Below are 24,442 nucleotides of genomic sequence, written 5' to 3'. Positions count from 1 at the left end.
GAAGAGGCACAGCGCTTCTAAACCAGCGACACCAGCCCGCCGCCGTGGCGCTCCAGCCGTCCGGCAAGTTCGAGTTCGAGCAGCACCGATCGGACGATGGCGGGTGAGGCGTCCGACATCCGGATCAGATCGTCGAGGCTGATCGGGCTCGGTCCGAGCAGATCGACGATGCGGGCGCGCTCGCTTAGCCCCGCGTCGAAATCAAGCGGCTCGCCGTCGCGCTCGCGCAAATCAATCGCGACCGGCCGCTCCATGATCGGCGCGACCGCGTTGATGACGTCGCTGGCTTCCGTGGTCAGCGTCGCGCCCTGCTTGATCAGATCGTTGGTGCCGGCGGCGCGTGGATCGAGCGGCGAGCCGGGGACCGCAAACACCTCGCGGCCTTGTTCTGCGGCCATCCGCGCCGTGATCAACGATCCCGAGCGATGCGCGGCTTCGACCACGACGACGCCGAGCGACGCGCCGGAGATCAGGCGATTGCGGCGTGGAAAATCGCGGGCGCGGGGTACGTGGCCAAGCGGCATTTCGGAAATCGCACCGCCATGTTCGAGCAGTGCCGTCAGCAGGTTCTCATGCTCGGGCGGATAGATCCGGTCATGGCCACCAGCCAGCACCGCCACCGTGCCGCTCGCAACCGTTGCCCGATGCGCGGCCTGGTCGATGCCGCGCGCCAAGCCGGAGATCACCACAAAACCGGCTTCGCCGAGGTCGCGCGCGATCTGGCCTGCGAATTTCAATCCGGCTCCGGAGGCGTTGCGCGAGCCAACGATCGCAATCATCGGCCGCATCATCACCTCGGGCGCGCCGCGGACGCCGAGCAGCGGCGGCGCATCGTCCAGCGTGGCCAGCCGCGGAGGGTAGCCGGCTTCGCCGGGCGCGACGAGAGCGATGCCGATCTTTCTGCTGGCTGCGAGTTCACCTCGCGCATCGTCCTCGCTGCAGATGCGCCCCGGTCCTGACGCGCCACCCCGCCGCGCCAGATCGGGCAGCCGCTCCAGCGCGGCGCGGGCGCTGCCGAAATGCCGGAGCAGGGAGGCGAAGGTGCGTGGGCCGACATTGTCGGAGCGAATGAGCCGCAACCGGTCGATCCGTTCGGAATCGGTGAGGTGGGGCGCGCTGGGCGTACGGTCGTGCATGTCGGTACAGCTTTGCCCAACCGGAGATTGCAAGCAACACCTGTTCTCACGGCTGCCATGCCCGCCGATGCGTTGCCCCGTTCCGGTCCGCTCCGTAAAACCCGTTGGTCCGCCGCAGGAGGAATGTCCATGATCTCGCTCGCCGACCTTCAACGCCGTATCGCGCAGGGCGATCTCTCCGCGGCTTCAGCGATTGCCCAGTCGCTGGAGGCGATCGGCGCGCAGGAAAAGAAGATCGGTGCGTTCGTGTGCCATGACGCGAATATTCGCGCGCAAGACAACGGGCCGTTGCGCGGCATTGCCGTCGGCATCAAGGACATCATGGATACCGTCGATTTCCCGACCGAGATGGGCTCGTCGATCTACAAGGGGTTTCGATCGCGCGGGGATGCGGCTGTCGTGATGGCGCTGAAGGCGGCAGGGGCCAGCATCGTCGGAAAGACCACGACGACGGCGTTCGCATCTTCAGATCCGACCGCGACGCTCAACCCGCGCAACAATGCTCACACGCCGGGTGGATCATCGGCAGGCTCGGCAGCCGCGGTCGCGGCCGGCATGATCCCGCTGGCGCTGGGCACGCAGACCGGTGGCTCGGTGATCCGGCCGGCCTCGTTCTGCGGCTGTGCCGCGATCAAGCCGTCCTACCGCCTGCTGCCGACCGTCGGCGTGAAGTGCTATTCGTGGACGCTGGATACCGTTGGTTTGTTCGCAGCCGGAGTCCGTGACGTCGCGCACGGGCTTGCGGCGATGACCGGCCGTGATGAATTCTTGCCGCTGGCGTCGGTATCGACGCCGCGTATCGGCGTCGTGACCCAGGACTTTGCCGGTGCACCGGAGGCCGAAGGCGCCGAGGCACTGCAGATCGCCGCCAGGACTGCGGAACGGGCAGGGGCATCCGTGCGCACGCTGGCGATGCCGGAGATCGTAGCCGAAGCGTGGCGCCAGCACCCGACGGTACAGGAATTCGAAGCGCATCAGGCGCTCGCCTTTGAATACCGCGTGCATTACGACGCCGTCGCGCCGAACCTGCGTGGACGGCTCGACGAAAGCAAGGGCATGCTGCCTGCCGCCTATGACGGGGCGATGCAAGTTACACGTCAGGCCAGAATCGCGCTGGCAAAAGTTTTCGAAGACGTCGACGTGCTGCTGGCCATATCGGCCCCGGGCGCAGCACCTGCGGGATTGGGCTCGACGGGCGACGCCCGCTACAACCGGCTGTGGACGTTGATGGGAACGCCCTGCGTCAACATCCCCGCGCATATCGCTGCCGGCGGCTTGCCGGTGGGCGTGCAGGTCATCGCGCACTATGGCGAGGACGCGAAGGCGCTGGCGGCGGCGCGGTTCGTCGAGGAAGCGCTGGCGCGGTGACTTGTCATTCCGGGATGGAAGGACGAGACCTCAGGTGCGCAATTGCGCACCGGGGAATCTCGAGATTCCGGGTTCTCGCTTCGCGAGCCCCGGAATGACGACAAAGATGTCGTCATTTCGCGCCGATGCGGCTCTCGGTTCCGGTCTGCAAGCGCTTGATATTTTCGCGGTGCGCGTAGAACAGCAATAGCGTCATCACCGCAAACAGCGAAGCCAGCGCCGGGTGGAGGAACCACCACAGGAACAGCGGCGTCACGAACGCCGCGATCAATGCCGACAGCGACGAGTAGCGCGTGGTGATGGCGGTCGCGATCCACATCACGCAGAACACGACGGCCGCAGGCCAGAACAGGCCGATCAGCACGCCGATATAGGTCGCGACGCCTTTGCCGCCTTTGAACTTGAGCCAGACCGGATAGAGATGGCCGAGAAAGGCGCCGAATGCGGCCAGCATTGCGGCGTTGGGGCCGCCATAATAGCCGCAGACGACGACCGCGAGCGTGCCCTTGAGCGCGTCGCCGATCAGCGTCCCGGCGGCGAGGCTCTTGCGGCCGGTGCGAAGCACGTTGGTGGCGCCGATACTGCCGGAGCCGATCGAGCGCAGATCCTCGGTGCCGGCGAACTTGGTCAGCAACAGCCCGAATGGAATCGAGCCAAAGAAATAGCCCACGAAAAGCGCAACGACGAGGAATGGTTCAAACGTCATCGCGGTTGCTCCTGCCGCGGAAGTATGTCGCGCACGTCTTTTTTTGACGCGTTTTCTTGACGCGAACCGGTGCCCACTTCGCTTGAAAACGCTCTGCTAGACATGCTCATAGACCGTCCGTCCGCCTACGATAGTACGGACCACGCGGCCCGAGAAGCGGGCTTCGTCGAACGGCGTATTCTTGCATTGCGATTTGAGATCGTCGCGGTCGAGCACCCAGGGTACGTCGGCATCGATCACGACGACGTCGGCAGGGGAACCGGCGCGCAGCGAGCCGCCGGCGAGGCCCAAAATCTCGGCCGGGCGCGTCGACATCGCGCGGATCAGGGTCTTGAAGTCCATCTCGCCATTGTGGATCAGCCGCAGGCCCGCCGGCAGCATGGTCTGCAGCCCAACCGCGCCGGCGGCGGCTTCCGCGAACGGCAGCCGCTTCACTTCGACGTCCTGCGGATTGTGATCGGACATCACGACGTCGATCAGGCCGGAGGCTACGGCGGCGACCAGCGCTAGACGGTCGTCCTCGGTGCGCAGCGGCGGCGACAGTTTCAGGAACGTCCGGTAGGGACCGATGTCGTTTTCGTTCAGCGTGACGTGGTTGATCGAAACCGACGCCGAAACTGCAAGTCCCGCGTCTCGCGCGCGCTTGAGGATTTCGAGCGACTCGATACAGCTCAGTGACGCTGCGTGATAGCGGCCGCCGGTCAGCGCCACGAGGCGCATGTCGCGTTCCAGCATCACCGCCTCGGCGGCATTGGGGATCCCGACGAGGCCGAGCCTTGCGGCGAACTCGCCCTCGTTCATCACGCCTTCGCCGACCAGATCGGGGTCTTCGGTGTGGTGCACGATCAGCGCGTCGAAATCGCGCGCATAGGTCAAAGCGCGCCGCATCACCTGCGCATTGGTGACGCTGTGGGCGCCATCGGTAAAGGCGACGGCGCCGGCGGCCTTCAACAGGCCGATCTCGGTCATTTCCTCGCCGCCCATGCCCTTGGTCAGCGCCGCCATCGGGTGAATGTTGACGATCGCGGTGTCGCGCGCCCGGCGCAGCACGAAGTCGACGGTGGCCGAATTGTCGATCACCGGCGAGGTGTCAGGCTGGCAGATGATGGTGGTGATGCCGCCGGCGGCCGCCGCCTGGCTGGCGGAAGCAAAGGTTTCGCGGTGGCTGGCGCCGGGCTCGCCGACAAAGGCGCGCATGTCGATCAGCCCGGGGGCGACGACCTTGCCGGCGCAATTGACGATGTCGGTGCCTTCGGGGACGCCGGCAGCGCCAATGCCGCGCTTTGAGTCGCGGATCATGCCGTCGGCGATCAGGACGTCACCGGGGCCGTCGAAGTCGCGCGAGGGGTCGACGACGCGGGCGTTGGCCAGGAGGATGGGGCGGCGATCGGTCAGCATGTCAGGCGTTCGGCAGGTTGCGGGCGAGTGCTTCCAGCACCGCCATGCGCACCGCCACTCCCATTTCCACCTGTTCGCGGATCAGCGATTGCGCGCCATCCGCCACGAATGAGTCGATCTCGACGCCGCGGTTCATCGGGCCCGGATGCATCACCAGCGCGTCGGGCTTGGCGTAGGCGAGCTTCTTCTGGTCGAGACCGAAATAATGGAAGTACTCGCCGGACGAGGGCACGAACGAGCCGTTCATGCGCTCGCGCTGCAGCCGCAGCATCATGACGATGTCGGCGCCGTTGAGGCCCTCGCGCATGTCGCGCGCGACCTCGACACCCATCCGCTCGATGCCGCGCGGCAACAGCGTGGAGGGCGCCACCACGCGGACGCGGGCGCCCATGGTGTTAAGCAGCAGGATATTGGAGCGGGCGACGCGGGAATGCATCACGTCGCCGCAGATCGCGATCACGAGGCCTTCCAGCCGGCCTTTGTTGCGGCGGATCGTCAGCGCGTCCAGCAGCGCCTGGGTCGGATGCTCGTGGCTGCCGTCGCCGGCATTGATCACGGAACCGTCAACCTTGCGCGCCAGAAGTTCCACCGCACCTGAGGCGTGGTGGCGCACCACCAGGATGTCCGGATGCATGGCATTGAGCGTGACGGCGGTATCCATCAGCGTCTCGCCCTTGCGGATCGAGGACGAGGATACCGACATGTTCATGACGTCGGCGCCGAGCCGTTTGCCGGCCAGTTCGAACGAGGATTGGGTTCGGGTCGAGGCCTCGAAGAACAGGTTCACCTGGGTGCGACCGCGCAGCGAAGTGCGCTTTTTGTCTACCTGGCGGTTGAGCTCGACATATTCCTCGGAAAGGTCGAGCAGGCCGGTAATATCGGCGGCGGAAAGCCCCTCGATTCCCAGCAGATGCCGGTGACCGAGGACGAAGGTCGATTTCGATGCAGGGGTCATTAAAACGAGAGCTATAGGCAGACTTCCCAAGCGGGGCAAGCGCGAATAGGGGGCTTGCGAGTTATCCCCCGGTCAGTCGCCGCGCAGGGTAAAGAGGGTTGCCGCAATTGCGCCGCGTTCGGCGCGCGGGGAAGGCGTCCAATGCAGAAATGGCACGTTATTTTAGCGATCGGATTAACCGGTCTTGGCCTGTCCGGGCCGCAGACTGCAAACGCGCAGGGCCTGCCGGGCGGCTTCGTCTACCTGCGCGATATCGATCCCAGCATCATCCAGGACATGCGCTATGCGACCTCGAACAACTTTGTCGGCAAGCCGCTGAGGGGGTATGACGCCGCCGAATGCGTCGTGAAGCGCGAGGTCGGCCTCGCGCTGAAGAACATCCAGCAGGAACTCGCCAGGCAAAAGCTGTCGTTGAAGATGTTCGACTGCTATCGGCCCGAGCGCGCGGTCGCCGACATGGTGGCGTGGTCGAAGAACGGCAAGGAGACGCAAGCCGATCGCCGCTTTAGCCCGGCTTTCCGCAAGGCCGATTTGTTCCGCCTGGGCTATATCGCGACCCGGTCCGGACATTCAACCGGTGCCGCGCTCGATCTGACCCTGGTCGATCTGACTGCCGACAATTCCGCGAAGTTCGATTCCAGCAAGGCCTATGCCGACTGCACCGCGCCCGCCGAGGCGCGGGCGCCGGAAGGCAGCGTCGATATGGGCACCGGCTATGATTGCTCGGACATCAAATCGCATACGGCCGCCCCCTCAATCACGCCAGCGCAACGGAGGTCAAGGAACACGCTGGTTGCCGCGATGGCCCGGCAAGGGTTTGTGAACTATTCGAAGGAGTGGTGGCACTTTTCGCTGCCGGGGGTCGGCCGGCAGGCCTATGATTTCCCGATCACGCGACGGAATTGATTCCCGGAGCAGGACCCGCCATGAGCCAGGCATCATTCGCGACCCACGAGGTCTTCAACCAGTCACCGCCGTTCGAAGATGTCGACCTGTTCGCGGTCGACCGGCCGCTTGCCGACGCCGTTGCCGCCAATGGCGGTGGCGAGGCGAGCCGTGAACTATCCGAATTCGGCAAGCATTGGGGTTCGGCGGCGATGGCGGCGCGAGGCCGTGCCGCCAATGAGAACACTCCGAAACTGCGGACCTTCGATTCCCGCGGCAACCGCCGCGACGAGGTCGAGTTTCATCCGGCCTATCACGAGCTGATGGCGCATTCGGCTCACGCCGGCGTGCACAATTCGACCTGGAGCGCTGACGGCAAGCCGGCGGGCGGTGCTTCGGAAGTGGTGCGCGCGGCCAAATTCTACATCGCCTCGCAGGTCGAGACCGGGCATCTCTGCCCGATCACCATGACGCGCGCATCGGTCGCGGCGCTGGCCGAGCAGCCCGATCTGCTGGCGAAGGTGATGCCGGTGCTTGCGACGCGTTCTTACGATCCGAGCTTTGCGCCGTGGTGGACCAAGCGCGGCATGACGGTCGGCATGGGCATGACCGAGAAGCAGGGCGGCACGGATGTTCGCTCCAATATGACGCGCGCCGAGCGTGACGGCGAGGCCTATCGCATCACCGGCCACAAATGGTTCATGTCGGCGCCGATGTGCGACGCCTTTTTGGTGCTGGCGCAGGCCGAGGGCGGCTTGAGCTGTTTCTTCATGCCGCGCTTTGCGTCCGATGGCACCGTCAACGCGATCCGCTTCCAGCGTCTGAAGGACAAGCTCGGCAACCGCTCCAACGCTTCATCAGAAGTAGAATTCACAGGCGCCTCTGCAGAGCGCATCGGTGACGAGGGCAAGGGCATCCGCACCATCATCCAGATGGTGCAACTGACGCGGCAGGATTGCGCGATTGCGTCCGCCGGCCTGATGCGCTCAGGCCTGGCGCATGCGCTGCACCACGCAAGGCACCGCAGCGTGTTCCAGAAGCATCTCGCCGATCAGCCGCTGATGCAGGCGGTGCTGTCGGACATGGCGCTGCATGTCGAAGCCTCGATCGCGCTGGTCATGCGCCTGTGCCGGGCGTTCGACCGGGCGCCGTCAGACGCCAAAGAGGCCGCCTATATGCGGCTGCTGACGCCGGCGATCAAATACTGGGTCTGCAAGAGCGCGCCGGGCTTTTTGTATGAGGCGATGGAATGCCTCGGCGGCAACGGCTACGTCGAGGAGGGGATTTTGGCGCGGCATTACCGGGAGTCACCGGTCAACGCGATCTGGGAAGGGTCAGGCAATGTGATGTGCCTCGACGTGCTCCGGGCGCTGTCACGCGAGGCCGATGCGGCATCGGCGGTCCTGCACGAGCTCACCGGCGAAACGCTGGGTCTGCCGGGGGCTGGCGAGGCGGTCAGCTTTATCGGCAAGGCATTCCGCCGGCCCGACAGCGAACGGGTGGCGCGGCTGGCGGTCGAAAAACTTGCGCTGCTTGCGGCCGCAGCGGCTCTCAACGCGGTGTCGCCACGGCATGCGGAACTGTTTGCCGCCACGCGTCTTGCCGGGAATCACGCCAGCATGTACGGCGCGGTCGATCTTGCCAGCGCCGACGTCGCTGGTCTGCTGGAACGGGCGCTGCCCTAAAAGTCAGTTGATGGATTCCCTCAGCCTCCCGCAACCGCCCCCTCCCGTCGCGTCCGCCCTGCGTCCGCCCCGGATCTGGAAGTTCTGGGGCACGGCGCTGTGGGGGCTGTTCATCTTTGCCGGGTTGTTCGTCGGCCAGGCTGCGGTGATCGCCTATTTTGTGTTGCGGCAGGGGTCGTGGGATCTCGCCGCGGCGATCCATGTCGTCGGCGCCGGGCTGACGATCTCGCTGTCCGTGATCATGGGAATGCCTGCGGTGCTGCTCGCGGCCTGGGTCGCGACGCGCGCCTCGCGCACGCCATTTGTTGACTATCTCGCGCTGCGCTGGACCACGTGGCAGAATTTTTTGATCGGTGCGGTCTCACTGGCCGTGCTGGTCGGCGGCTGGGATTTGCTGTCACGCGCTCTGGGGCGCGAAATAACGCCTGGCTTTATGGGCGATGTGCTGAAGTCGGCGCAGACCGACGGCGCGCTGTGGCTGCTCGTGATCGCGTTCTGCGTCGCTGCGCCGATCTCGGAGGAAATCATGGCGCGCGGCTTTCTCTACCGAGGCTGGTCGGAATCGCGCCTCGGAGTGCCCGGCGCCATCTTCCTGTCGTCGCTGGTTTGGACTTCGATGCACCTGCAGTACAGCTGGTTCTTCTTCGGTGAGGTGTTCACCATCGGTCTGCTGCTCGGCTATTTCCGCTACCGCACCGGTTCGACCTGGCTGACCATCGTGCTGCACGGTCTCAACAACACGGCGGCGACAATTCAGACGTTCTGGCTCGCCGGGCAATAACGAACCTGACGCGGCGCCTTCGGGCCGATCTTCGGGCGTCTGCGGCGACGCGTTTGCGTACTTCTGATCTCACCCGACCAATGCGATCGCGATTGGCATCGTGATCGCCGCCAGAATGGTCTGCAACGTGATGATTTGCGCCAGCAGCGGCGCATCGCCGCCCATCTGCCGGGCGAGCACATAGGCGCTCGAGGAGGCCGGCACCGCCGCGCACGCGGTGACGATCGCCAGATTGGAGCCTGACAGCCCGAACCACAGCGCCAGCGCGACGGCGATCACGGGCATCAGCACCAGCTTGAGAAACACCGCGACCGACGCCGCAAGGCTCGGGCGGAACATTCCGTTGAGATGCAGGCCGGCGCCGGTCACCAGCAGGCCGATCGCCAGCGAGGATCGGCCGAGCGCGTCGGCGACGTCATGCCAGAGCTTGGGCAGGGGAAGGTGGGTGACGTTGATCAGGAGCCCGATCACGCAGGCCCAAATCAGGGGATTGCGCACGACCGTCATGGCGATCGATCCGACCGATTGTTTTTCGGTCGAGGCGTACTGCGCGAGCACGCTGACGCTGAACACGTTGACCAGGGGAATGATGGCGACCATCGCCACCGACGCCAGCGCCAGCCCGGCATCGCCGAACAGGCTGCCAGAGACGGCCAGCGCCACATAGGTCTGCCAGCGGATGGCGCCCTGGAAGATCGAGGTGAAGGAGGGCCCATCGACCGCGCTGCGGGCGAGCAGGGGCTGCAGCGCCAGGCACAGCAGCGACATCAGCAGCGCCGACAGCAGCAGCGCGCCGCCGACGCCGGCGACCGGGACCTTGCTGAGGTCGGCCTTCACCAGCGTCTGGATCAGGAGCACCGGAAACAACACGTAATAGGTCAGCCGCTCCAGCCCGTGCCACTGCGTCTCCAGCCGCAACAACGTCCGCTTCAGGATGAAGCCGAGCACGATCAGCAAGAACACCGGCAGCAGCGCCGCGACCACCACCGCCATCTTCAGCGCTCGCCGCGCAGGGTGGCGAGCCGGTCGAGCGCGCCCTGCAGGATGAAGATCGCGGCATGCTCGTCGATCACTTCGGCGCGGCGGGCCCGGCTGACGTCCATCCCGATCAATTCGCGCTCGACAGCGGCCGTTGAGAGCCGCTCATCCCAAAGCGCGATTGCGAGGTCGGTAAGTTTGGAAAAATTGCGCGCAAAGGCGCGGGTCGATTGCGCGCGCGGACCCTCGCTGCCGTCCATGTTGATGGGCAGGCCGAGGATGAAGCCGACCGCGTTGCGCTCGCCGGCAAGGACGAGCAGCCGCGCCGCGTCGGCCTTGAAGGCCTTGCGCTGGATGGTTTCAACCCCGGTCGCCAGCCTGCGATCGGCGTTGGAAACCGCAACGCCGATGGTCTTGGTGCCGAGATCGAGGCCGATTAGCGCGCCGCGCTCGGGCCAATGCGTGACCGCTTCGATCAGAGGGAGGATAGGGGCGGGCATGGACCCGCATAACACGCAGCTAGTCTGACATGCAAAGCCGGAAGCGGCGTGGCGTCCATGCGAGAACGCCACGCCACCTATCGAAGTCGTCTCAGCGGATCGCCACAGGGTTGATCATGCTCTGCACGCCGCCCTTGAAGCGGGGATGGCCGAGCACGAACAGGAACTCATAGGCCTTGTCCTTGGCGAGTTCGGCGGTGTCCATATTTTCGAGGATGTAAGTCCCGCTCATCGGCAGCAGGATTTGGTGCACCTCGAATATGTTCTTGGTCTCGAACGGGACCGCTTCGAGACCCCAGGTATCGGCGCCGACCGCGACCACGCCCTTACCGACGAGGTATTTTGCACCTTCGACGCCCAGGCCGGGTTCGCCGGCGCCAAAGCGCTTGTCGTCCTTGCCGATCAGGCTGAGCCAACCGGTGTGGAAGATCACGACGTCGCCCTGACGGATTTCGACGCCCTGCTTCTTGGCGACTTCCTCGATCTCCTTGACGTTGAAGGCGGTGCCTTCCTTGACCACGTCGGTGCCGTAGTGGGCGGCCATGTCGAGCAGCACGCCACGGGTCACCATCGGCGGGATTTTTTCGACGCCAAGTTTCTTCAGGCCGGTGGGATCGGCGAAATCGGCGAGCTTGTTGTTATTGTAATAGACGTGCTCGACGCCGATATGGCCGAGACCGTCGAGTTGGCTGCCGACGCCGACCCAGCCTTCGATGATGTCGTCATTATAGGTGGTCTTGGTGGGCCCGAGGCCCGGGATGCCCGCCTGGCCGGGTTGCACGACGGTGATCTTGAAGGCGCGCGGCGGGTAGGCCGGCGTCTTGGTATCGACGGGAATGCCAAGCGCGTAGGTCTTACCGGTCTTGACGAGGCCGGCCGCCTTAACAACCAGCTCCGGGGTCATATAGTTGGCGGCGCCGATCTCGTCGTTCGGTCCCCATTTCGATTTCGTCCAGTCTTGAGCGCTTGCCGTTGCAACCGTTCCCAACAAGGCAGCCGAACAGCACAGCACGAACGCGTGGCGCATCGCAGATCCTCCCAGAGTTGACGTTATGGTTCTTGGTAGTCAGCGTCTCATACTAACGTAGTAGTGCGCGACGATCCAAATATTTTGATGTGGCTTTTCGCGATGGGCGCACAGCGCGGCCCGAGTTTCCTTGTTACAGAAATGTGGCAACGAAATTTCGCATAGCGGAACGGCGCGACGAGGCAACGCGATGGATGCACTGCAATTGTTCGGCTTGTTCGCGGTAACGGCGATGCTCATCTGCTACGCGCTTGAAGACCGCGGCCACTGGTACATCCTCGGTTTCGCCGGAGCATGTGCGCTCGGTTCGGCCTACGGGGTTTTGCAGGGCGCCTGGCCGTTCGGACTGGTCGAGGCCATCTGGGCCGTTGTTGCGCTGCGGCGCTGGAGCGTCAGGCGGCAGCTGATGGCATAGGCCGTTCCGTCATGTCGCAACTCCGGCGCCGTTGAATGGCCGCTGACCCGAAGCGTCTGACGTCAGTAACATTGCATGATCACCCGCGCCTCTTCAAAGCGCCGGGCGCGCAAGGCGTCCCGATGGATCCAAACATAGAGGTTGCCGACATCACCCCACATCATGCCGGCACGATCGTCGGATGCGATTTGCAGCAGCAGCAGCCAGTTCGCCGCGTCGGATTTCAACGGCTCGGCTGCCTTCGAATTCCACGCGCTGAGGTCGAGCCCCTTGCTGACGAGCGCGCATTCGGTTTGCATGTTGCCCTGGATCTGCAGCGGATGCCCCCCGAAGCGGTGATCATGACCGTCGCGGGTGACGTCGTACCACCAGGCTTCCACGGTCTTCTCCGCCTTAGCCTTGATCTCGCAGGCATTCCATTCGGGCGAGCCGAAATAGGGAGGCCACACGCCGGCACGAAGCGCGCACCGCTGTGGCCGAAAACTTGCGGTCCGCTTGTGAGCCAATAATTCGACCGGCGGGCTTGCTCGCCTTATGGAATGGGTGGGCGTCAAATCATAGATCAGCCGAGCCCCCGTGATGTCTGCCGGTCGATCGCCCCCGGGCCGATGGTCGGTGTCGTAAAAAAGCAAAAGCCGCCCGTCGCGCGGGATGTCCGGGTCGATGGGTCCCGTAGACCAGACGTCGGCCAAGTCGACCTGTGCGATGAACTGGAGCGGCGCCGGCTCCGCGGTCCGCCGCGCATCCTCCACAAGAAAATCGAGATTGAAATCGACCTTCGCGGAATCGGCTGCGAAGCCTTCGAACGCGCTGGGCAACAGCTTGCGAAACTCTTCGAGCGTCTCGGCCTGAAGGGCGGCCATGTCCTGCGGGTTGAAGAGCGTCACGCCAGTCTGCATCTCTTCGACCCGCTGCTCATGATCGGGATACGGCGGACGCCAGGGCCATGGCATCGTGACTGGAAGGTCTGGCGTTCCGCCTATCTTGGTTGCGCCCAAGGTAATCTCGACTTCGTCGTCGGCCGGTGCGGTTTCGAGCCAGATGTACGGCTTCGACCTTGCGGCCAGGGCCATTGCGTCAGCGGCACGGACCCCCGCCGCGCGCAGCGAGCCATCATCTCGGCTGCGGTCCTGAATAGCTTTCGCATCGCGGTCGCATCATGTCTCACGAGATTTCGTGAAACGGTAGACGACAGATCCGCGGACCAGGTTCGATCTCAGGCGGCAATGACCTCGCCATTATTGTTCAGGCAGGCGGTAAAGCCTTGCAGCGCGCTATATTGGTGGGCGCTGCGGCGCTGGATGAACAGGGTGTCGACAACAGACTGAGCGGCCTTCAGCTTGTGGATGTTGACGGTCTCGTTTTTTCCGACAACGGCACGCGGCAGCAGCGTCACGCCCATGTCCGCGGCGACGCAGCCGATCATGCCGTCGAGCGTGCCGAGCTCGAACCGCGCCGAAGACGGCCAGCCGAACTCCGAGAAAACCTGTTCGAGCCGCTGCCGATAGCTGCAGCCGGTGCGGAAGACCAGGGCGGTCGGCCCCGATTCTGGCGTGCCCGCGCGCAAAGCGGCTAGACTTGCCCAGCGCCTCGACGTCACGAGCACGAGTTCTTCCGTGAAAGCGATTGTCGAACTGAGGTCGGCGTGATCGATCGGACCGGCCACAAAGGCGCCGTCAAGCGATCCGTCAAGCACGGCTGCAACCAGGTCTGCGGTCGGCGAGGTGCGCAGGCTCAAGCGCACCGCCGGAAAGCGGCGGTGGAATTCGGCGAGCAGGGAAGGCAGCCGCACCGCAGCTGTTGTCTCCATCGAGCCGATCGACAGCGGCCCCTTTGGCTCGCCATCGTCGCGCGCGGCCAGCACGGCTTCGCGTGACAAGGCGGCCATCCGCTGTGCATAGGGAAGCAGGCGGCGGCCGGCGCCGGTCAATGTCATGCCGCGGCTATGCCGCTCGAACAGTGCGGTGCCGATCTCGGTCTCCAGTGCTTTGACGCGCTGGGTGACATTGGATTGCACGGTGTTGAGTTCGTCCGCGGCGCGGGTGATGCCGCCGAGGCGCGCCACCGTCGAAAATGTCACGAGATCGCTCAATTCCATGGACCGCTCTCCGTTTCATGGTAGCGATGGCAGCATTCTATAGTATTCATTTTATGAGAATGATACGTCGGCTTATCGTGTCTGTCCAGATTAGAAGGGTTTGGACATGTCGATCAGCACGCCATTGACGGCTCTCCTTGGCATCACGCATCCGATCCTGTCGGCGCCGATGGACGTGATCGCCGGCGCGCGGCTGACGGCGGCGGTCAGCGCCGCGGGCGGTTTTGGCATTTTGGGTGGTGGCTATGGCGATCAGGCCTGGCTGGAGCGGGAGACCGCCAAGCTCAAAAGCGTACCCGACCCCTTTGGCATCGGCTTCATCACCTGGAGTCTCGCCAAGCGGCCGGAGCTGATGGACATCGCGCTCGCGGCGCGGCCGCGCGCGATCATGCTCTCGTTCGGCGATCCAAAACCCTTTGCGACCAAGATCAAGGCCAGCGGCGCGCTGCTGATCTGCCAGGTGCAGGACGAGGGCATGGCGCTGATGGCACTAGACGCCGGTGCCGACCTGCTGATTGCACAAGGCAGCGAGGCCGGCGGACACGGTGCCTCCCGCACCACCATCGACATCGTGCCGGCGATTGTCGATCTCGTGGCGGGCCGGGTGCCGGTTGCGGCGGCGGGCGGCATCGGTGACGGCCGCGGGCTGGCGGCGATGATGATGCTGGGAGCGTCCGGTGTACTGCTCGGCACGCGCTTTTACGCCAGCCAGGAATGCGACGGCGCCGATGAAGCCAAGAAGCGTATCTGTAACGCGACCAGCGGCAGCAGCATCAGGAGTATCATCTTCGATATTTCCCGGAACAATGTCTGGCCGGCGCCGTTCAACGGCCGCTGCCTGATCAATGATCACGCGCGCCGCTGGATCGGGCGCGAGGTCGAACTGATGCAGAATGTCCCCGCTGTCGCGGCCGAATATGCCGCCGCGAGAGCCGCCGGAAATTACGACGTCGCTGCTGTGATCGCCGGTGAGGCCGTCGGCCTGATCCATGACGTTCCGCCGGCGGCCGTGATCGTTGACAGGATCGTCGGCGAGGCCGATCAGCTCCTGGCTGGACGGCGCAACTCTTCCGCACCAACAAGAGCCTGATTCAACTCATTCAAGCGAGCAGATCCATGTGGCCAGACCGCCGACTTCTCGATCTCTTCAAGACCGAATTTCCGATCGTGCTGGCGCCAATGGCCGGCGTGATGGACCAGGAGCTGGCAATCGCGGCGGCCCAGGGTGGCGCGCTGGGTTCGCTGCCATGCGCGATGATCACGGTGGAGAAGGCGCGCGAACAGATCAACATCATGCGCCAGCGCGTCTCCGCGCCGATCAACCTGAATTTCTTCTGCCACGCGCCGGTCGTGGCCGATCCCGCGCGCGAAGCCGGATGGAAGGCGCGGCTCGCCCCCTATTACAAGGAGCTGGGCCTCGATCCCGCGGCGCCGGCCGCTGCCGCCAATCGCGCGCCTTTCGATGAGGCGATGTGCGCGCTGGTCGAGGAGATGAATCCGGAAGTGGTCAGCTTCCATTTCGGCCTGCCGGATGCCGCACTGGTGAAGCGCGTCAAGGCGACCGGCGCCATCGTGATGTCGTCAGCCACGATCGTAAAAGAGGCGATATGGCTCGAGGAGCACGGCGCCGACGTCATCATTGCGCAAGGCGCCGAAGCCGGCGGCCATCGCGGCATGTTCCTGACCGAGAATATCGCCCAGCAGCCCGGCACCTTCGCGCTGGTGCCGCAGGTCGTCGACGCGGTGAAAGTGCCTGTCATCGCGGCCGGTGGCATTGCCGACGGGCGCGGCATCGCGGCGGCCTTTGCGCTCGGAGCTGCGGGCGTCCAGATCGGCACGGCCTATCTGCGCTGCCCGGAATCGAAGGTGACCGCGCCGGCGCGGATAGCGCTTGCCCAGGCGAGTGATGACGCCACCGTGATTACCAACGTCATGACCGGACGGCCCGCGCGCGGCGTCGCCAACCGCGTGATGCGCGAGGTCGGACCGATTTGCCCGGATGCGCCTGATTTTCCGCACGCCGCGACCGCACTCGGTCCGCTGAAGGCGGGCGCCGAAAAGCTCGGCAAGGTCGATTTCACCAATCTCTGGGCCGGGCAGGCGGTGCGGATGGGCCGCGAGATGCCAGCCGCAGAAATGACGCGGGCTTTGGCGGGCGCGGCGTTGGTTAGGCTGAGTTCGCTGGCTTAGTGTCCGGCGGCTACCGGGGTCGTTGTGTTAATGCGCCGGCTCGTCGCGTTTGACGACGTCCAGGTGCTCGACGGCGAGCGATCGATAATGCGCGGCCATCTCTTTGTAGTGACGTTGCGAGATGGGATCGGTGGCGCTTTCTGCGCGCCGCTCGAACATCTCGGCCTTTTCCTGAAGTTCTTTCGCTTTGGACATGGCGTTGCCTCACGTTCGTCAGGCCAGACACGCCAGATATAGGATCGCGGCGCCAAGCACGCCACCGATCGACCACAGAGCAGGATCCCAACTTTCCGTTACACCGTCGTGTTCCGTTGTCCACATGGCACGACCTCCAGGGTGATGGCCGAGTACACGCCGCGACTGTTTCAAAACGACTGCATCACCCGGTAAATGGTTTCGTCGGCGGCTTTTCCCTGTCGAAACCCCCGGACTCCCGGCGCGGGGCACAACGGCGGCACTTTGATGCGGCCTATAAGGACCGTTTGGCGGTATTTTGGCCCCAAAATGCCGGCGGGGCGGTTCCCCGTAGTTGCGGCGCAAAACCGGGCTCTGCTATACGGCGGGTGCGATCCCCCGATTGAGGCCTTATATTAATGTCCGTTGATGCCGCTACCGTTCGCCGCATCGCGCATCTTGCGCGAATTGCGGTCGCCGAGGCCGAAGTTCCCCATCTGCAGGGCGAACTGAACGCCATGCTGGCGTTCGTAGAGCAGCTTTCGGAGGTGAATGTTGACGGCGTCGAACCGATGACCTCGGTGACCCCGATGGAAATGAAGAAACGTCCTGATGTGATCAATGACGGCGAGATCACCGACGATGTCGTCAGAAACGCGCCCGACACTGTGAACCATTTCTTTCTGGTGCCGAAGGTCGTGGAATAACTCTTTCTTTGTTCGAGATCGGAAGTCCGATGTGCATGCTCTGCGACGATGAAAAGGCCTACCAAGCCTACATGAACTATCTCGACGCGATGGAGCGGCAAGGCAAGGTCGCCGATCCCGACAAGGCGATGGACGCCGTGCTCGACGCGCTCGAGGCGTCCGAGCTGACGCGGCCCAAGCAAGACGACCCGGCGAGCGACAAGACCCTGTCTCCATTCTTCTGCAGCCCGATCAATAAATGACCGATTTGATTTCGATGACGATCGCCGAGGCCAGGAATGGTCTCGCGAACAAGTCTTTCACCTCGCTTGAACTGACCGACGCGCACCTTGCCGCGATCGAGGCGGCGCGCGCGCTCAACGCCTTCGTGCTGGAAACGCCGGACAAGGCCCGCGCCATGGCCCGCGCGATCGACGCCAAAATTGCAAAGGGCGAGGGCGGTCCGCTGGCCGGCATTCCGCTCGGCATCAAGGATCTGTTCGCAACCAAGGACGTGCGGACCACTGCGTGCTCAAAAATCCTCGGCAATTTCGTGCCGCCTTATGAGTCGACCGTCACTTCGCAACTCTGGCGCGACGGTGCGGTCATGCTGGGCAAGCTCAACAACGACGAATTCGCGATGGGCTCCTCGAACGAGACCTCGTGCTTCGGCCCGGTGGTCAATCCGTGGCGGCGCGAAGGCTCCAATACCTCGCTGGTGCCGGGCGGTTCGTCGGGCGGCTCGGCTTCCGCGGTCGCCGCATTGCTTTGCATGGGCGCGACCGCGACCGACACTGGCGGTTCGATCCGCCAGCCGGCGGCCTTCACCGCCACCGTCGGCGTCAAGCCGACCTATGGCCGCTGCTCGCGCTGGGGCATCGTTGCGTTTGCCTCCTCGCTCGATCAGGCAGGGCCCATCGCGCGCACCGTGCGCGACGCGGCGATTCTGATGCGCTCGATGGCGGGGCACGATCCCAAGGACACGACCTCCGTCGATCGTGCGGTGCCGGACTACGAGGCCGCGATCGGCAAGTCCGTCAAAGGCATGAAGATCGGAATCCCCAAGGAATACCGCCTCGACGGCATGCCGGCCGAAGTCGAAAAGCTCTGGACCGAAGGCGCAGCCTGGCTGAAGGCGGCCGGCGCGGAGCTGGTCGACATATCGCTGCCGCATACCAAATACGCGCTGCCGGCCTATTACATCGTGGCGCCGGCCGAGGCGTCGTCGAACCTGGCGCGCTACGACGGCGTGCGCTACGGCCTGCGCGTGCCCGGCCGCTCCATTGGCGAAATGTACGAGAACACCCGCGCCGAAGGTTTTGGCGACGAAGTGCGCCGCCGCGTCATGATCGGCACCTATGTGCTCTCCGCCGGCTATTACGACGCCTATTACCTGCGCGCGCAAAAAGTCCGCACCCTGATCAAGAAGGACTTTGAGGATTGTTTTGCGAAGGGCGTCAACGCGATCCTGACGCCGGCGACGCCATCGGCGGCGTTCGGCGTCGGCGAGAAGGGTGGCGCCGATCCCGTGGAAATGTATCTCAACGACATCTTCACGGTGACTGTGAACATGGCGGGACTGCCGGGCATTGCCGTTCCCGCCGGCAAGGATGCGCAGGGGCTGCCGCTCGGCCTGCAACTGATCGGACGTCCCTTCGACGAGGAGACGCTGTTCTCGCTCGGCGAAGTGGTCGAGCAGGCGGCCGGACGCTTCACGCCCGAGCGCTGGTGGTAGCGATGGGCGACTTCCGCGCCAGTTTGTCGGGGACGTCTCCGGCACCTAGCCTGGAACCGCCGCTGGCGGCATTGTGGTGGGCGGCCAAGGGCCAATGGGACGAGGCGCACAAGATCGTCCAGGACGAAAACACGCACGAAGCCGCCTGGGTGCATGCCTATCTGCATCGCGTCGAGGGTGATCTCGGCAATGCCGGCTATTGGTACCGGCAGGCGGGCCAGCCTGTGGCCAAGGATTCTCTGGAAGCCGAATGGGAGCGGATCGTGTCCGCGCTGCTCGGGAGTGGAAAAGCATGAACGCGTCAGTCAAACCGGCAAAATTGATCAAGGGCGCCACCGGCGATTGGGAAATGGTGATCGGGCTGGAAGTCCATGCGCAGGTCACCTCGCAGTCAAAACTGTTCTCGGGCGCTTCGACCGAATTCGGCGGCGAGCCGAATACCCATGTCTCGCTGGTGGACGCCGCGATGCCGGGCATGCTGCCCGTGATCAATGAAGAATGCGTGCGGCAGGCGGTGCGGACCGGGCTTGGCCTGAATGCCCAGATCAATCTGCGCTCGGTGTTCGATCGCAAGAACTATTTCTATCCGGATTCGCCGCAGGGCTACCAGATCAGCCAGTACAAGTCGCCGATCGTGGGCGAGGGCGTGGTCGAGGTCGAACTCGACGGCGGGCGCACGGTCAACATCGGCATCGAGCGTCTGCACCTGGAGCAGGACGCCGGCAAGTTGCTGCACGACCAGGCGCCGTCGCTATCCTATGTCGACCTCAACCGCTGCGGCGTGGCGCTGATGGAGATCGTGTCAAAACCCGACATCCGCGATGCCGAGCAGGCCAAGGCCTATGTGACAAAACTGCGTTCGATCCTGCGCTATCTCGGCACCTGCGATGGCGACATGGAGAAGGGCTCGTTGCGCGCTGACGTCAACGTCTCCGTGCGCAAGCCGGGCGGGCCGCTCGGGACCCGCTGCGAAATCAAGAACATGAACTCGATCAACTTCATCGGTCAGGCGATCGAGTATGAGGCGCGGCGCCAGATCGAGATCATCGAGGATGGCGGCGTCATCGATCAGGAAACGCGGCTGTTCGACCCAAACAAGGGCGAGACGCGCTCGATGCGCTCCAAGGAAGAGGCGCACGACTACCGGTACTTCCCCGATCCCGATTTGCTGCCGCTCGAGTTCGGCGAAGCCTACGTGGCTGGGCTGAAAGCGGAGCTGCCGGAATTGCCGGACCAGAAGAAGGCCCGCTTCATCGATAGCTTTGGACTGTCGCCCTACGACGCCAGCGTGCTGGTGGCCGAGCGCGAGAGCGCGGACTTCTATGAAACCGTGCTGGCCGGGCTCACCGACAAGGCGCGCGACGGCAAGCTTGCCGCCAACTGGGTGATCAACGAACTGTTCGGACGCCTCAACAAGGAAGGCCGTGATATTACGGGCTCACCGGTCTCGGCGGTGCAACTTGCGGCGATCGTCGACCTGATCGGCGAGGGCACCATCTCCGGGAAGATCGCAAAGGACCTGTTTGAGATCGTCTGGCAGGAAGGTGGCGACCCGCGTGCGCTGGTCGAGACGCGCGGCATGAAGCAGGTCACGGACTTAAGCGCAATCGAGAAGGTGGTGGACGACATCATCGCCGCCAACCCGGACAAGGTCGCGCAGGCGAAAGCCAAGCCGCAACTCGCCGGCTGGTTCGTCGGCCAGGTGATGAAGTCGTCCGGCGGCAAGGCCAATCCGCAAGCCGTCAACGATCTCTTGAAGGCGAAGCTCGGCATCTGAAGCGTCCCGTAACGGGACGCTTTCGCCGTCGCTGCCGTCGCGATCGACGCGCGCAAGCGTGCATCGATCGCGCATCGCGGATCAAAATCATCGTCACGCCGGACAACGGGATCAGCGAATCGGTCGCTGCGATTCGTCCCAAAAATCGGTTTTGGCGAGCGCCGATGAGACGTGGAGGCTGTATCCACGAAAATTTTTTTATTGCCAAAATTCGCGACTCAGAGTCCGCGCAAGCGGCTTTTGGGCGGTCTTGCTGAGTCGCGATGACGTTGGTTGCGCATTGATCATTGCATGCGTGAATCGCCAAAACATCTATAGTGCAAGCGTTTCCTTCAATATTGACAAACGCCGACGTCGGTCGTTGCTGCACTTTTTGCATCGCTGCGCGAGCTTGTTGCGCCGCCGCCGAAGGATGCTTCGAGCGCGCCCTCGCATTCCCGCGTCAACACTTCCTTAAGCGGGACGCTGTTTTTTTGAACGTGTTGGTGTATTCGGGATGTAGTGCACATCGATTCCCGAGTGCACGCAGCGAACTAAGCCATCTCACTTACATTAGGAGGGCAACATGGCCAAGAAAGCTAAGAAGGCAAAGAAGGCGAAGAGCGCAGTGAAGAAGACTGCGAAGAAGACCCGCAAGGTCGCCAAGAAGAAGAAGTAAGCTCTCGTCTTTGAGAGAATTGCCGGCGGCTTGATGCCGGCGCGTCACTCGAGCCTTCAGACGGTTTGCTTCTCGGAGCAAACATAATCAAGGCTCGGTCGACGAAAGAGGGTGTCGGCGAGACATCAGGTCAAACGGCTGGATCGACTTTCGGAAGAGTTCGCTTTTCCAAAACCGGTCCGGCAGAAGAAACGAGTTTTCTTCGTTCGGTGCGGAATCTTTGCTCCGCAATTTCACCGGGCCAAAGCCCGATTGAAATCTGGTCCTGACGTGTTCGCCGACGCCCTCGTTCCCCGGAACGCCTCCTGTTCCCCGGAACGGCTGCTCCCCGGAACGTCTTGCGTTCCGATCGCCGCGCCTTTGGCGCCCGGCAGGTTGATCTTTCCAAATCCCTTTGGGTTCCTGTCCTGACCGCCCACGGCCGCCGGGCGGGCGCAGATCGCGCCCATGCGTCACCGCGCATCGGTCAGGCGCGCACCCGCCCGATCCATTGCGGGAACTTTTGCAATACCAGGTCTTCCGTTTCCGCCGATGATGGCGCGCGCGAGATGCGAGGCGTCGCGATGGTTATCGTTCTGCCAAGCGGCACGGTAAACCGGTCTTCACGAATCCTCACTTGTTGCTGCGGCACAGGCACTTCTGCGATTCCCCATCGGCGCCCGGGCGCTTCACGTTTACACCCCGTTCATCGCGATATTTAAACTGCCCTTCAAATTTGATGGGCCATGATCATCCCAACAAGCCGGCAAACGGCGCGGGGCGATAACGGGACGTTTTGACAGTGGACAGGGGCCGCGCTCGGGGGAGGGCGGCAACAATAAAAAGGGGAGACTACGATGTTTCAGGGACAATTCGATCTGGAAACGGCGACACCGGTGGAGACCGCAATCCCCGACCTGCTGTTCGAGCGCGGCCTGTACTGGGCGAGCGGCCGTTCCGGCGTCGTCAACCTGGTCGCCGCCCATAAATGGTTCAATCTCGCCGCCCTGAAGGGCCGCGCAGACGCGATCTCGATGCGCCGCGAAGTCGCCGAGATGATGTCGGATGTCGAGATCGCCACGGCGCAGCGCGAAGCCCGCGCCTGGATGACCTCGCACTGAGTTCGCGAGCCGCGACGGAGCGGCCGGAATGCCTGGTGTCTCTGTACCGGCATCGGCAGCATCCAAAAAAAGGCTCAGTGCCCGCTCAGCACCAGTGTCTTGACGGGCAGCAGCAGGGCCTGAATCCGCAACAGCAGGGCGTGCACGAGGCCGGTGGCGTCGACGACGTGCAGCGCAAAGCTCTTGAACGCGCTGAGCTTGCCTGACGCGATCCGTTCGTGATTGCTGGTGTAGGCGTTGGCGATACAGCTGCTGCCGGGCGTGACGCCCTCCAGACCGCCCTGGTAGATCGGCTCCATGAACACGAGAATGGTGCCCGGACGCGCGGTGTTCTGCGCCTCGATCAGTTGTTCGCCGCCCCTGAACTGGCCAGCCGCGATGTAGTCCTGCACAACGGTAACCACCATCGGAATGATCACCCACGGCTTGGAAATGCAGGTGGCCTCGGCCACCATTCCGACTTTCATGACCTGACCCTCGATCTGGCCAAATCCTGCCATGAGAGCCCTCCGTCCCGCGCCCTCCGGAATGAGAACGCCGGCCGTCCGTATCATTGGATTGACGATATCGCCCGGCCTCAGCCCGAACTGCTCGACCCGCCCGTCGAACCCGGCACGAATGAAGGTCTTGTCCAGATCGACCTGCGCTTCGGCCAGCGCTGCCTCCGCGCTTGCTTTCTCGGCGGGAAGAAGAGCGGTGACGCGGACCGCCGCGGATTGTTTTGCAGCGTTGGCGGCATCAAGCGATCCTTGCCGGCCCGCCTGCAGCACCTGCAGCTTTTCGATGTCACGCTGCGGGACGATGCCGGGATTGCGTTGCTGCAGGTCCCGCTTGGTGTTCAACTCGTCGGTGGCTTGCTGATAATCGCCCTGAGCCTGCAGGATCTGCCCTTCCGCCTTGAGAACATCGGCCTGAGCCGACAGCATGGCGGCATCGACTTCGGCGATCTTGCGCTTGGCGGTCAGCAGCGCGGCCTCCTGCTTGGCGCTGTCCAGTCTGAAAATCACCTCACCTTGTTTGACGTTCGCGCTGACATCGATGTTAACTTCGGCGACCCGGCCGGCCACTTCGGTCATGATCGGGACGGTCCGGTAGTACATCGTCGCCGTATTGGTCGAGGGATGATAATAGAAGATCATCGTGATCAGCGCGACTGTGAGCATCAGGCAGGTGATGATGCCATATCGCAGCTCGAACCAGACCGAATAAAGCGTGATTTCGTGGCCGATGCGCTTTCCCTGCCGATAGCGGCGATAGAGATAGTCCGGCAGTATCGTCACCAGCGAGCAGAGGATGATCTCAAGCATGAGCCTTTGCCTCACTCTTGGCGGCGGGGCCGTGCGTGCCGGCGTGGGCTGCGGTTTCTGGAGCCGGCTCGGTCGGGTCTGGTTCGGGCGGGCCGCCGGCCATCTTCTCGACCGATCCGGCGATCCTGCGCAGCGGCGTGCCGAAGTCGGGCAGGTCGATCATGGCGAGGAGCAATCCGATCACCCAGAACAGGTGGTTGTGCGTAAACAACGCCAGCAGGCCCAGCACGGCCACGATCTCAAATTGCAGCTTCTGCGTTTTGTGGGCCATCCGTTCCGGCAGCGTGTGCAGGTGCAAATAGAGATTGCCGACCCCGACGACGGCGGCAATCAGGATAATGCCGACAACGATCATCAGGACGTCGGTGTCTCCCGGCGCCGTGATGAAGCCTGGCAGATGATGAGGGGCGGCAGGGTGAAGGGATTCGCTCACGCAACTCTCCATTCCGAAAGAGCAAGCCGAAGTATCAAGCAATGCACCAAGAAGGCATGGACAGGCGCCCGGCCAGGCGCAGCCATCTTTGCATAATGCGGGAACTTGGCAAGCACGGGTTGTCGTTGCGAGTTGGTGCTTCGATTCCGATTTGCCTTCCGCAACGTGAAATTAGCCCGATTGCGATGATGGTCTTCTGATCTGAATCAAACAATGTGAGGGCATGGGTCCACATTCTCACGGCATGAGATGCCCGAGTTTTGCGTCACTTTTCGCCCTTCCTGAAGGAGGAGGGCGCAGGGAAGACCGGGTGCGCGCTGCACCCGCGGTCCCGTGTGCGGTTAGCACAAAACAAAATGCACACGAGCATACAGGGCAGCGGAGAACACCCGGCCTTCCCTGCGCAATGGCTTTACGGCTTATGCCGTGCTCTCCCCGGAGACGAGTTCT

Annotated in this window: 26 protein-coding genes; 13 read left to right on the top strand and 13 right to left on the bottom strand. The window is 63.6% G+C overall.

The window, feature by feature from the left end; genetic code table 11:
* Positions 1–17: 17 nt before the first annotated feature.
* On the bottom strand, positions 18–1,136 hold the full coding sequence (gene dprA, locus JQ558_RS13530; protein ID WP_212293926.1) for a DNA-processing protein DprA: 1,119 nt from the start codon (positions 1,134–1,136) through the stop codon (positions 18–20).
* A 129-nt stretch (positions 1,137–1,265) separates the two neighbouring features.
* Here dprA and JQ558_RS13525 point away from each other — a divergent pair, with 129 nt between their 5' ends.
* Entirely contained in the window at positions 1,266–2,504 is a 1,239-nt protein-coding gene (locus JQ558_RS13525) for an amidase (protein ID WP_212293925.1), read from the top strand.
* Between the two features lie 112 nt (positions 2,505–2,616).
* On the opposite strand, the gene plsY is transcribed toward JQ558_RS13525, so the two are convergent.
* The 3 genes from plsY to JQ558_RS13510 all read right to left on the bottom strand — a co-directional run bounded on the left by plsY (position 2,617) and on the right by JQ558_RS13510 (position 5,563).
* A complete protein-coding gene (gene plsY / locus JQ558_RS13520; protein WP_212272282.1) occupies positions 2,617–3,210 on the bottom strand; it encodes a glycerol-3-phosphate 1-O-acyltransferase PlsY in 594 nt (197 codons plus the stop codon).
* A 96-nt stretch (positions 3,211–3,306) separates the two neighbouring features.
* Positions 3,307–4,608, bottom strand: coding sequence for a dihydroorotase (locus JQ558_RS13515; protein WP_212272283.1), 1,302 nt, complete (start codon positions 4,606–4,608; stop codon positions 3,307–3,309).
* 1 nt (position 4,609) lies between these two features.
* A complete protein-coding gene (locus JQ558_RS13510; protein ID WP_192733697.1) occupies positions 4,610–5,563 on the bottom strand; it encodes an aspartate carbamoyltransferase catalytic subunit in 954 nt (317 codons plus the stop codon).
* A 141-nt stretch (positions 5,564–5,704) separates the two neighbouring features.
* On the opposite strand from JQ558_RS13510, the gene JQ558_RS13505 reads away from it, so the two are divergent.
* The 3 genes from JQ558_RS13505 to JQ558_RS13495 are packed head-to-tail and all read left to right on the top strand — an operon-like array spanning position 5,705 to position 8,914.
* Positions 5,705–6,469, top strand: a complete 765-nt coding sequence (locus JQ558_RS13505) for a M15 family metallopeptidase (protein WP_212293924.1) — start codon at positions 5,705–5,707, stop codon at positions 6,467–6,469.
* A gap of 20 nt (positions 6,470–6,489) precedes the next feature.
* A complete protein-coding gene (locus tag JQ558_RS13500) occupies positions 6,490–8,133 on the top strand; it encodes an isovaleryl-CoA dehydrogenase (RefSeq protein WP_212293923.1) in 1,644 nt (547 codons plus the stop codon).
* 10 nt (positions 8,134–8,143) lie between these two features.
* Entirely contained in the window at positions 8,144–8,914 is a 771-nt protein-coding gene (locus JQ558_RS13495; protein WP_212212285.1) for a CPBP family intramembrane glutamic endopeptidase, read from the top strand.
* Positions 8,915–8,983: 69 nt separating this feature from the next.
* On the opposite strand, the gene JQ558_RS13490 is transcribed toward JQ558_RS13495, so the two are convergent.
* The 3 genes from JQ558_RS13490 to JQ558_RS13480 form a co-directional block, all read right to left on the bottom strand.
* Positions 8,984–9,907, bottom strand: coding sequence for an AEC family transporter (locus tag JQ558_RS13490; protein WP_212293922.1), 924 nt, complete (start codon positions 9,905–9,907; stop codon positions 8,984–8,986).
* Between the two features lie 2 nt (positions 9,908–9,909).
* Positions 9,910–10,392, bottom strand: coding sequence for a Holliday junction resolvase RuvX (gene ruvX / locus JQ558_RS13485; protein WP_212293921.1), 483 nt, complete (start codon positions 10,390–10,392; stop codon positions 9,910–9,912).
* Between the two features lie 91 nt (positions 10,393–10,483).
* On the bottom strand, positions 10,484–11,419 hold the full coding sequence (locus JQ558_RS13480; RefSeq protein ID WP_212272288.1) for a cyclase family protein: 936 nt from the start codon (positions 11,417–11,419) through the stop codon (positions 10,484–10,486).
* 190 nt (positions 11,420–11,609) lie between these two features.
* On the opposite strand from JQ558_RS13480, the gene JQ558_RS13475 reads away from it, so the two are divergent.
* Positions 11,610–11,834 carry a hypothetical protein gene (locus JQ558_RS13475; RefSeq protein WP_212293920.1) on the top strand — a complete coding sequence of 75 codons (225 nt, stop codon included), beginning with the start codon at positions 11,610–11,612 and terminating at the stop codon, positions 11,832–11,834.
* 62 nt (positions 11,835–11,896) lie between these two features.
* On the opposite strand, the gene JQ558_RS13470 is transcribed toward JQ558_RS13475, so the two are convergent.
* Both JQ558_RS13470 and JQ558_RS13465 read right to left on the bottom strand, forming a co-directional pair.
* Positions 11,897–12,907, bottom strand: coding sequence for a DUF1963 domain-containing protein (locus tag JQ558_RS13470; protein ID WP_212293919.1), 1,011 nt, complete (start codon positions 12,905–12,907; stop codon positions 11,897–11,899).
* Between the two features lie 143 nt (positions 12,908–13,050).
* Positions 13,051–13,932 (bottom strand): LysR family transcriptional regulator, encoded by an 882-nt coding sequence (locus tag JQ558_RS13465; RefSeq protein WP_212212271.1) that lies wholly within the window; start codon positions 13,930–13,932, stop codon positions 13,051–13,053.
* A 106-nt stretch (positions 13,933–14,038) separates the two neighbouring features.
* On the opposite strand from JQ558_RS13465, the gene JQ558_RS13460 reads away from it, so the two are divergent.
* Positions 14,039–15,022 carry a nitronate monooxygenase family protein gene (locus tag JQ558_RS13460; RefSeq protein ID WP_212293918.1) on the top strand — a complete coding sequence of 328 codons (984 nt, stop codon included), beginning with the start codon at positions 14,039–14,041 and terminating at the stop codon, positions 15,020–15,022.
* A gap of 26 nt (positions 15,023–15,048) precedes the next feature.
* Entirely contained in the window at positions 15,049–16,122 is a 1,074-nt protein-coding gene (locus JQ558_RS13455; RefSeq protein WP_212293917.1) for a nitronate monooxygenase family protein, read from the top strand.
* A 27-nt stretch (positions 16,123–16,149) separates the two neighbouring features.
* Here JQ558_RS13455 and JQ558_RS13450 read toward each other — a convergent pair whose 3' ends face one another.
* A complete protein-coding gene (locus JQ558_RS13450; protein WP_192733686.1) occupies positions 16,150–16,317 on the bottom strand; it encodes a hypothetical protein in 168 nt (55 codons plus the stop codon).
* 398 nt (positions 16,318–16,715) lie between these two features.
* Between JQ558_RS13450 and gatC the strand changes: the two genes are divergently transcribed.
* From gatC to gatB, 5 genes are read left to right on the top strand one after another with little or no spacing between them, the layout of a single operon-like run.
* Entirely contained in the window at positions 16,716–17,003 is a 288-nt protein-coding gene (gene gatC, locus JQ558_RS13445; RefSeq protein ID WP_192733685.1) for an Asp-tRNA(Asn)/Glu-tRNA(Gln) amidotransferase subunit GatC, read from the top strand.
* Positions 17,004–17,032: 29 nt separating this feature from the next.
* Positions 17,033–17,245, top strand: a complete 213-nt coding sequence (locus JQ558_RS13440; RefSeq protein ID WP_212212263.1) for a hypothetical protein — start codon at positions 17,033–17,035, stop codon at positions 17,243–17,245.
* Complete coding sequence (gene gatA / locus JQ558_RS13435) at positions 17,242–18,717, top strand: Asp-tRNA(Asn)/Glu-tRNA(Gln) amidotransferase subunit GatA (protein ID WP_212293916.1); 1,476 nt, start codon at positions 17,242–17,244, stop codon at positions 18,715–18,717. Before JQ558_RS13440 ends, gatA begins: the two co-directional genes overlap by 4 nt.
* Before the next feature lie 2 nt (positions 18,718–18,719).
* On the top strand, positions 18,720–19,013 hold the full coding sequence (locus tag JQ558_RS13430) for a hypothetical protein (RefSeq protein ID WP_249142455.1): 294 nt from the start codon (positions 18,720–18,722) through the stop codon (positions 19,011–19,013).
* Positions 19,010–20,494 carry an Asp-tRNA(Asn)/Glu-tRNA(Gln) amidotransferase subunit GatB gene (gene gatB / locus JQ558_RS13425; RefSeq protein WP_212293915.1) on the top strand — a complete coding sequence of 495 codons (1,485 nt, stop codon included), beginning with the start codon at positions 19,010–19,012 and terminating at the stop codon, positions 20,492–20,494. Before JQ558_RS13430 ends, gatB begins: the two co-directional genes overlap by 4 nt.
* Before the next feature lie 1,124 nt (positions 20,495–21,618).
* Here gatB and JQ558_RS13420 read toward each other — a convergent pair.
* Positions 21,619–21,789 carry a hypothetical protein gene (locus JQ558_RS13420; protein ID WP_212272298.1) on the bottom strand — a complete coding sequence of 57 codons (171 nt, stop codon included), beginning with the start codon at positions 21,787–21,789 and terminating at the stop codon, positions 21,619–21,621.
* Between the two features lie 199 nt (positions 21,790–21,988).
* Here JQ558_RS13420 and JQ558_RS13415 point away from each other — a divergent pair, with 199 nt between their 5' ends.
* Positions 21,989–22,252 (top strand): hypothetical protein, encoded by a 264-nt coding sequence (locus JQ558_RS13415; RefSeq protein ID WP_192733680.1) that lies wholly within the window; start codon positions 21,989–21,991, stop codon positions 22,250–22,252.
* A 74-nt stretch (positions 22,253–22,326) separates the two neighbouring features.
* On the opposite strand, the gene JQ558_RS13410 is transcribed toward JQ558_RS13415, so the two are convergent.
* Both JQ558_RS13410 and JQ558_RS13405 read right to left on the bottom strand, forming a co-directional pair.
* Entirely contained in the window at positions 22,327–23,559 is a 1,233-nt protein-coding gene (locus JQ558_RS13410; protein ID WP_212293914.1) for an HlyD family secretion protein, read from the bottom strand.
* Positions 23,552–23,992, bottom strand: coding sequence for a hypothetical protein (locus JQ558_RS13405; RefSeq protein WP_312014802.1), 441 nt, complete (start codon positions 23,990–23,992; stop codon positions 23,552–23,554). Before JQ558_RS13405 ends, JQ558_RS13410 begins: the two co-directional genes overlap by 8 nt.
* Positions 23,993–24,442: the final 450 nt, after the last annotated feature.

The organism is Bradyrhizobium sp. AUGA SZCCT0160 (assembly GCF_018130105.1).
Classification (GTDB): Bacteria; Pseudomonadota; Alphaproteobacteria; order Rhizobiales; family Xanthobacteraceae; genus Bradyrhizobium.
Note: the sequence above shows the minus strand (reverse complement) of the source record. Positions and strands in the feature narration are given on the sequence as shown.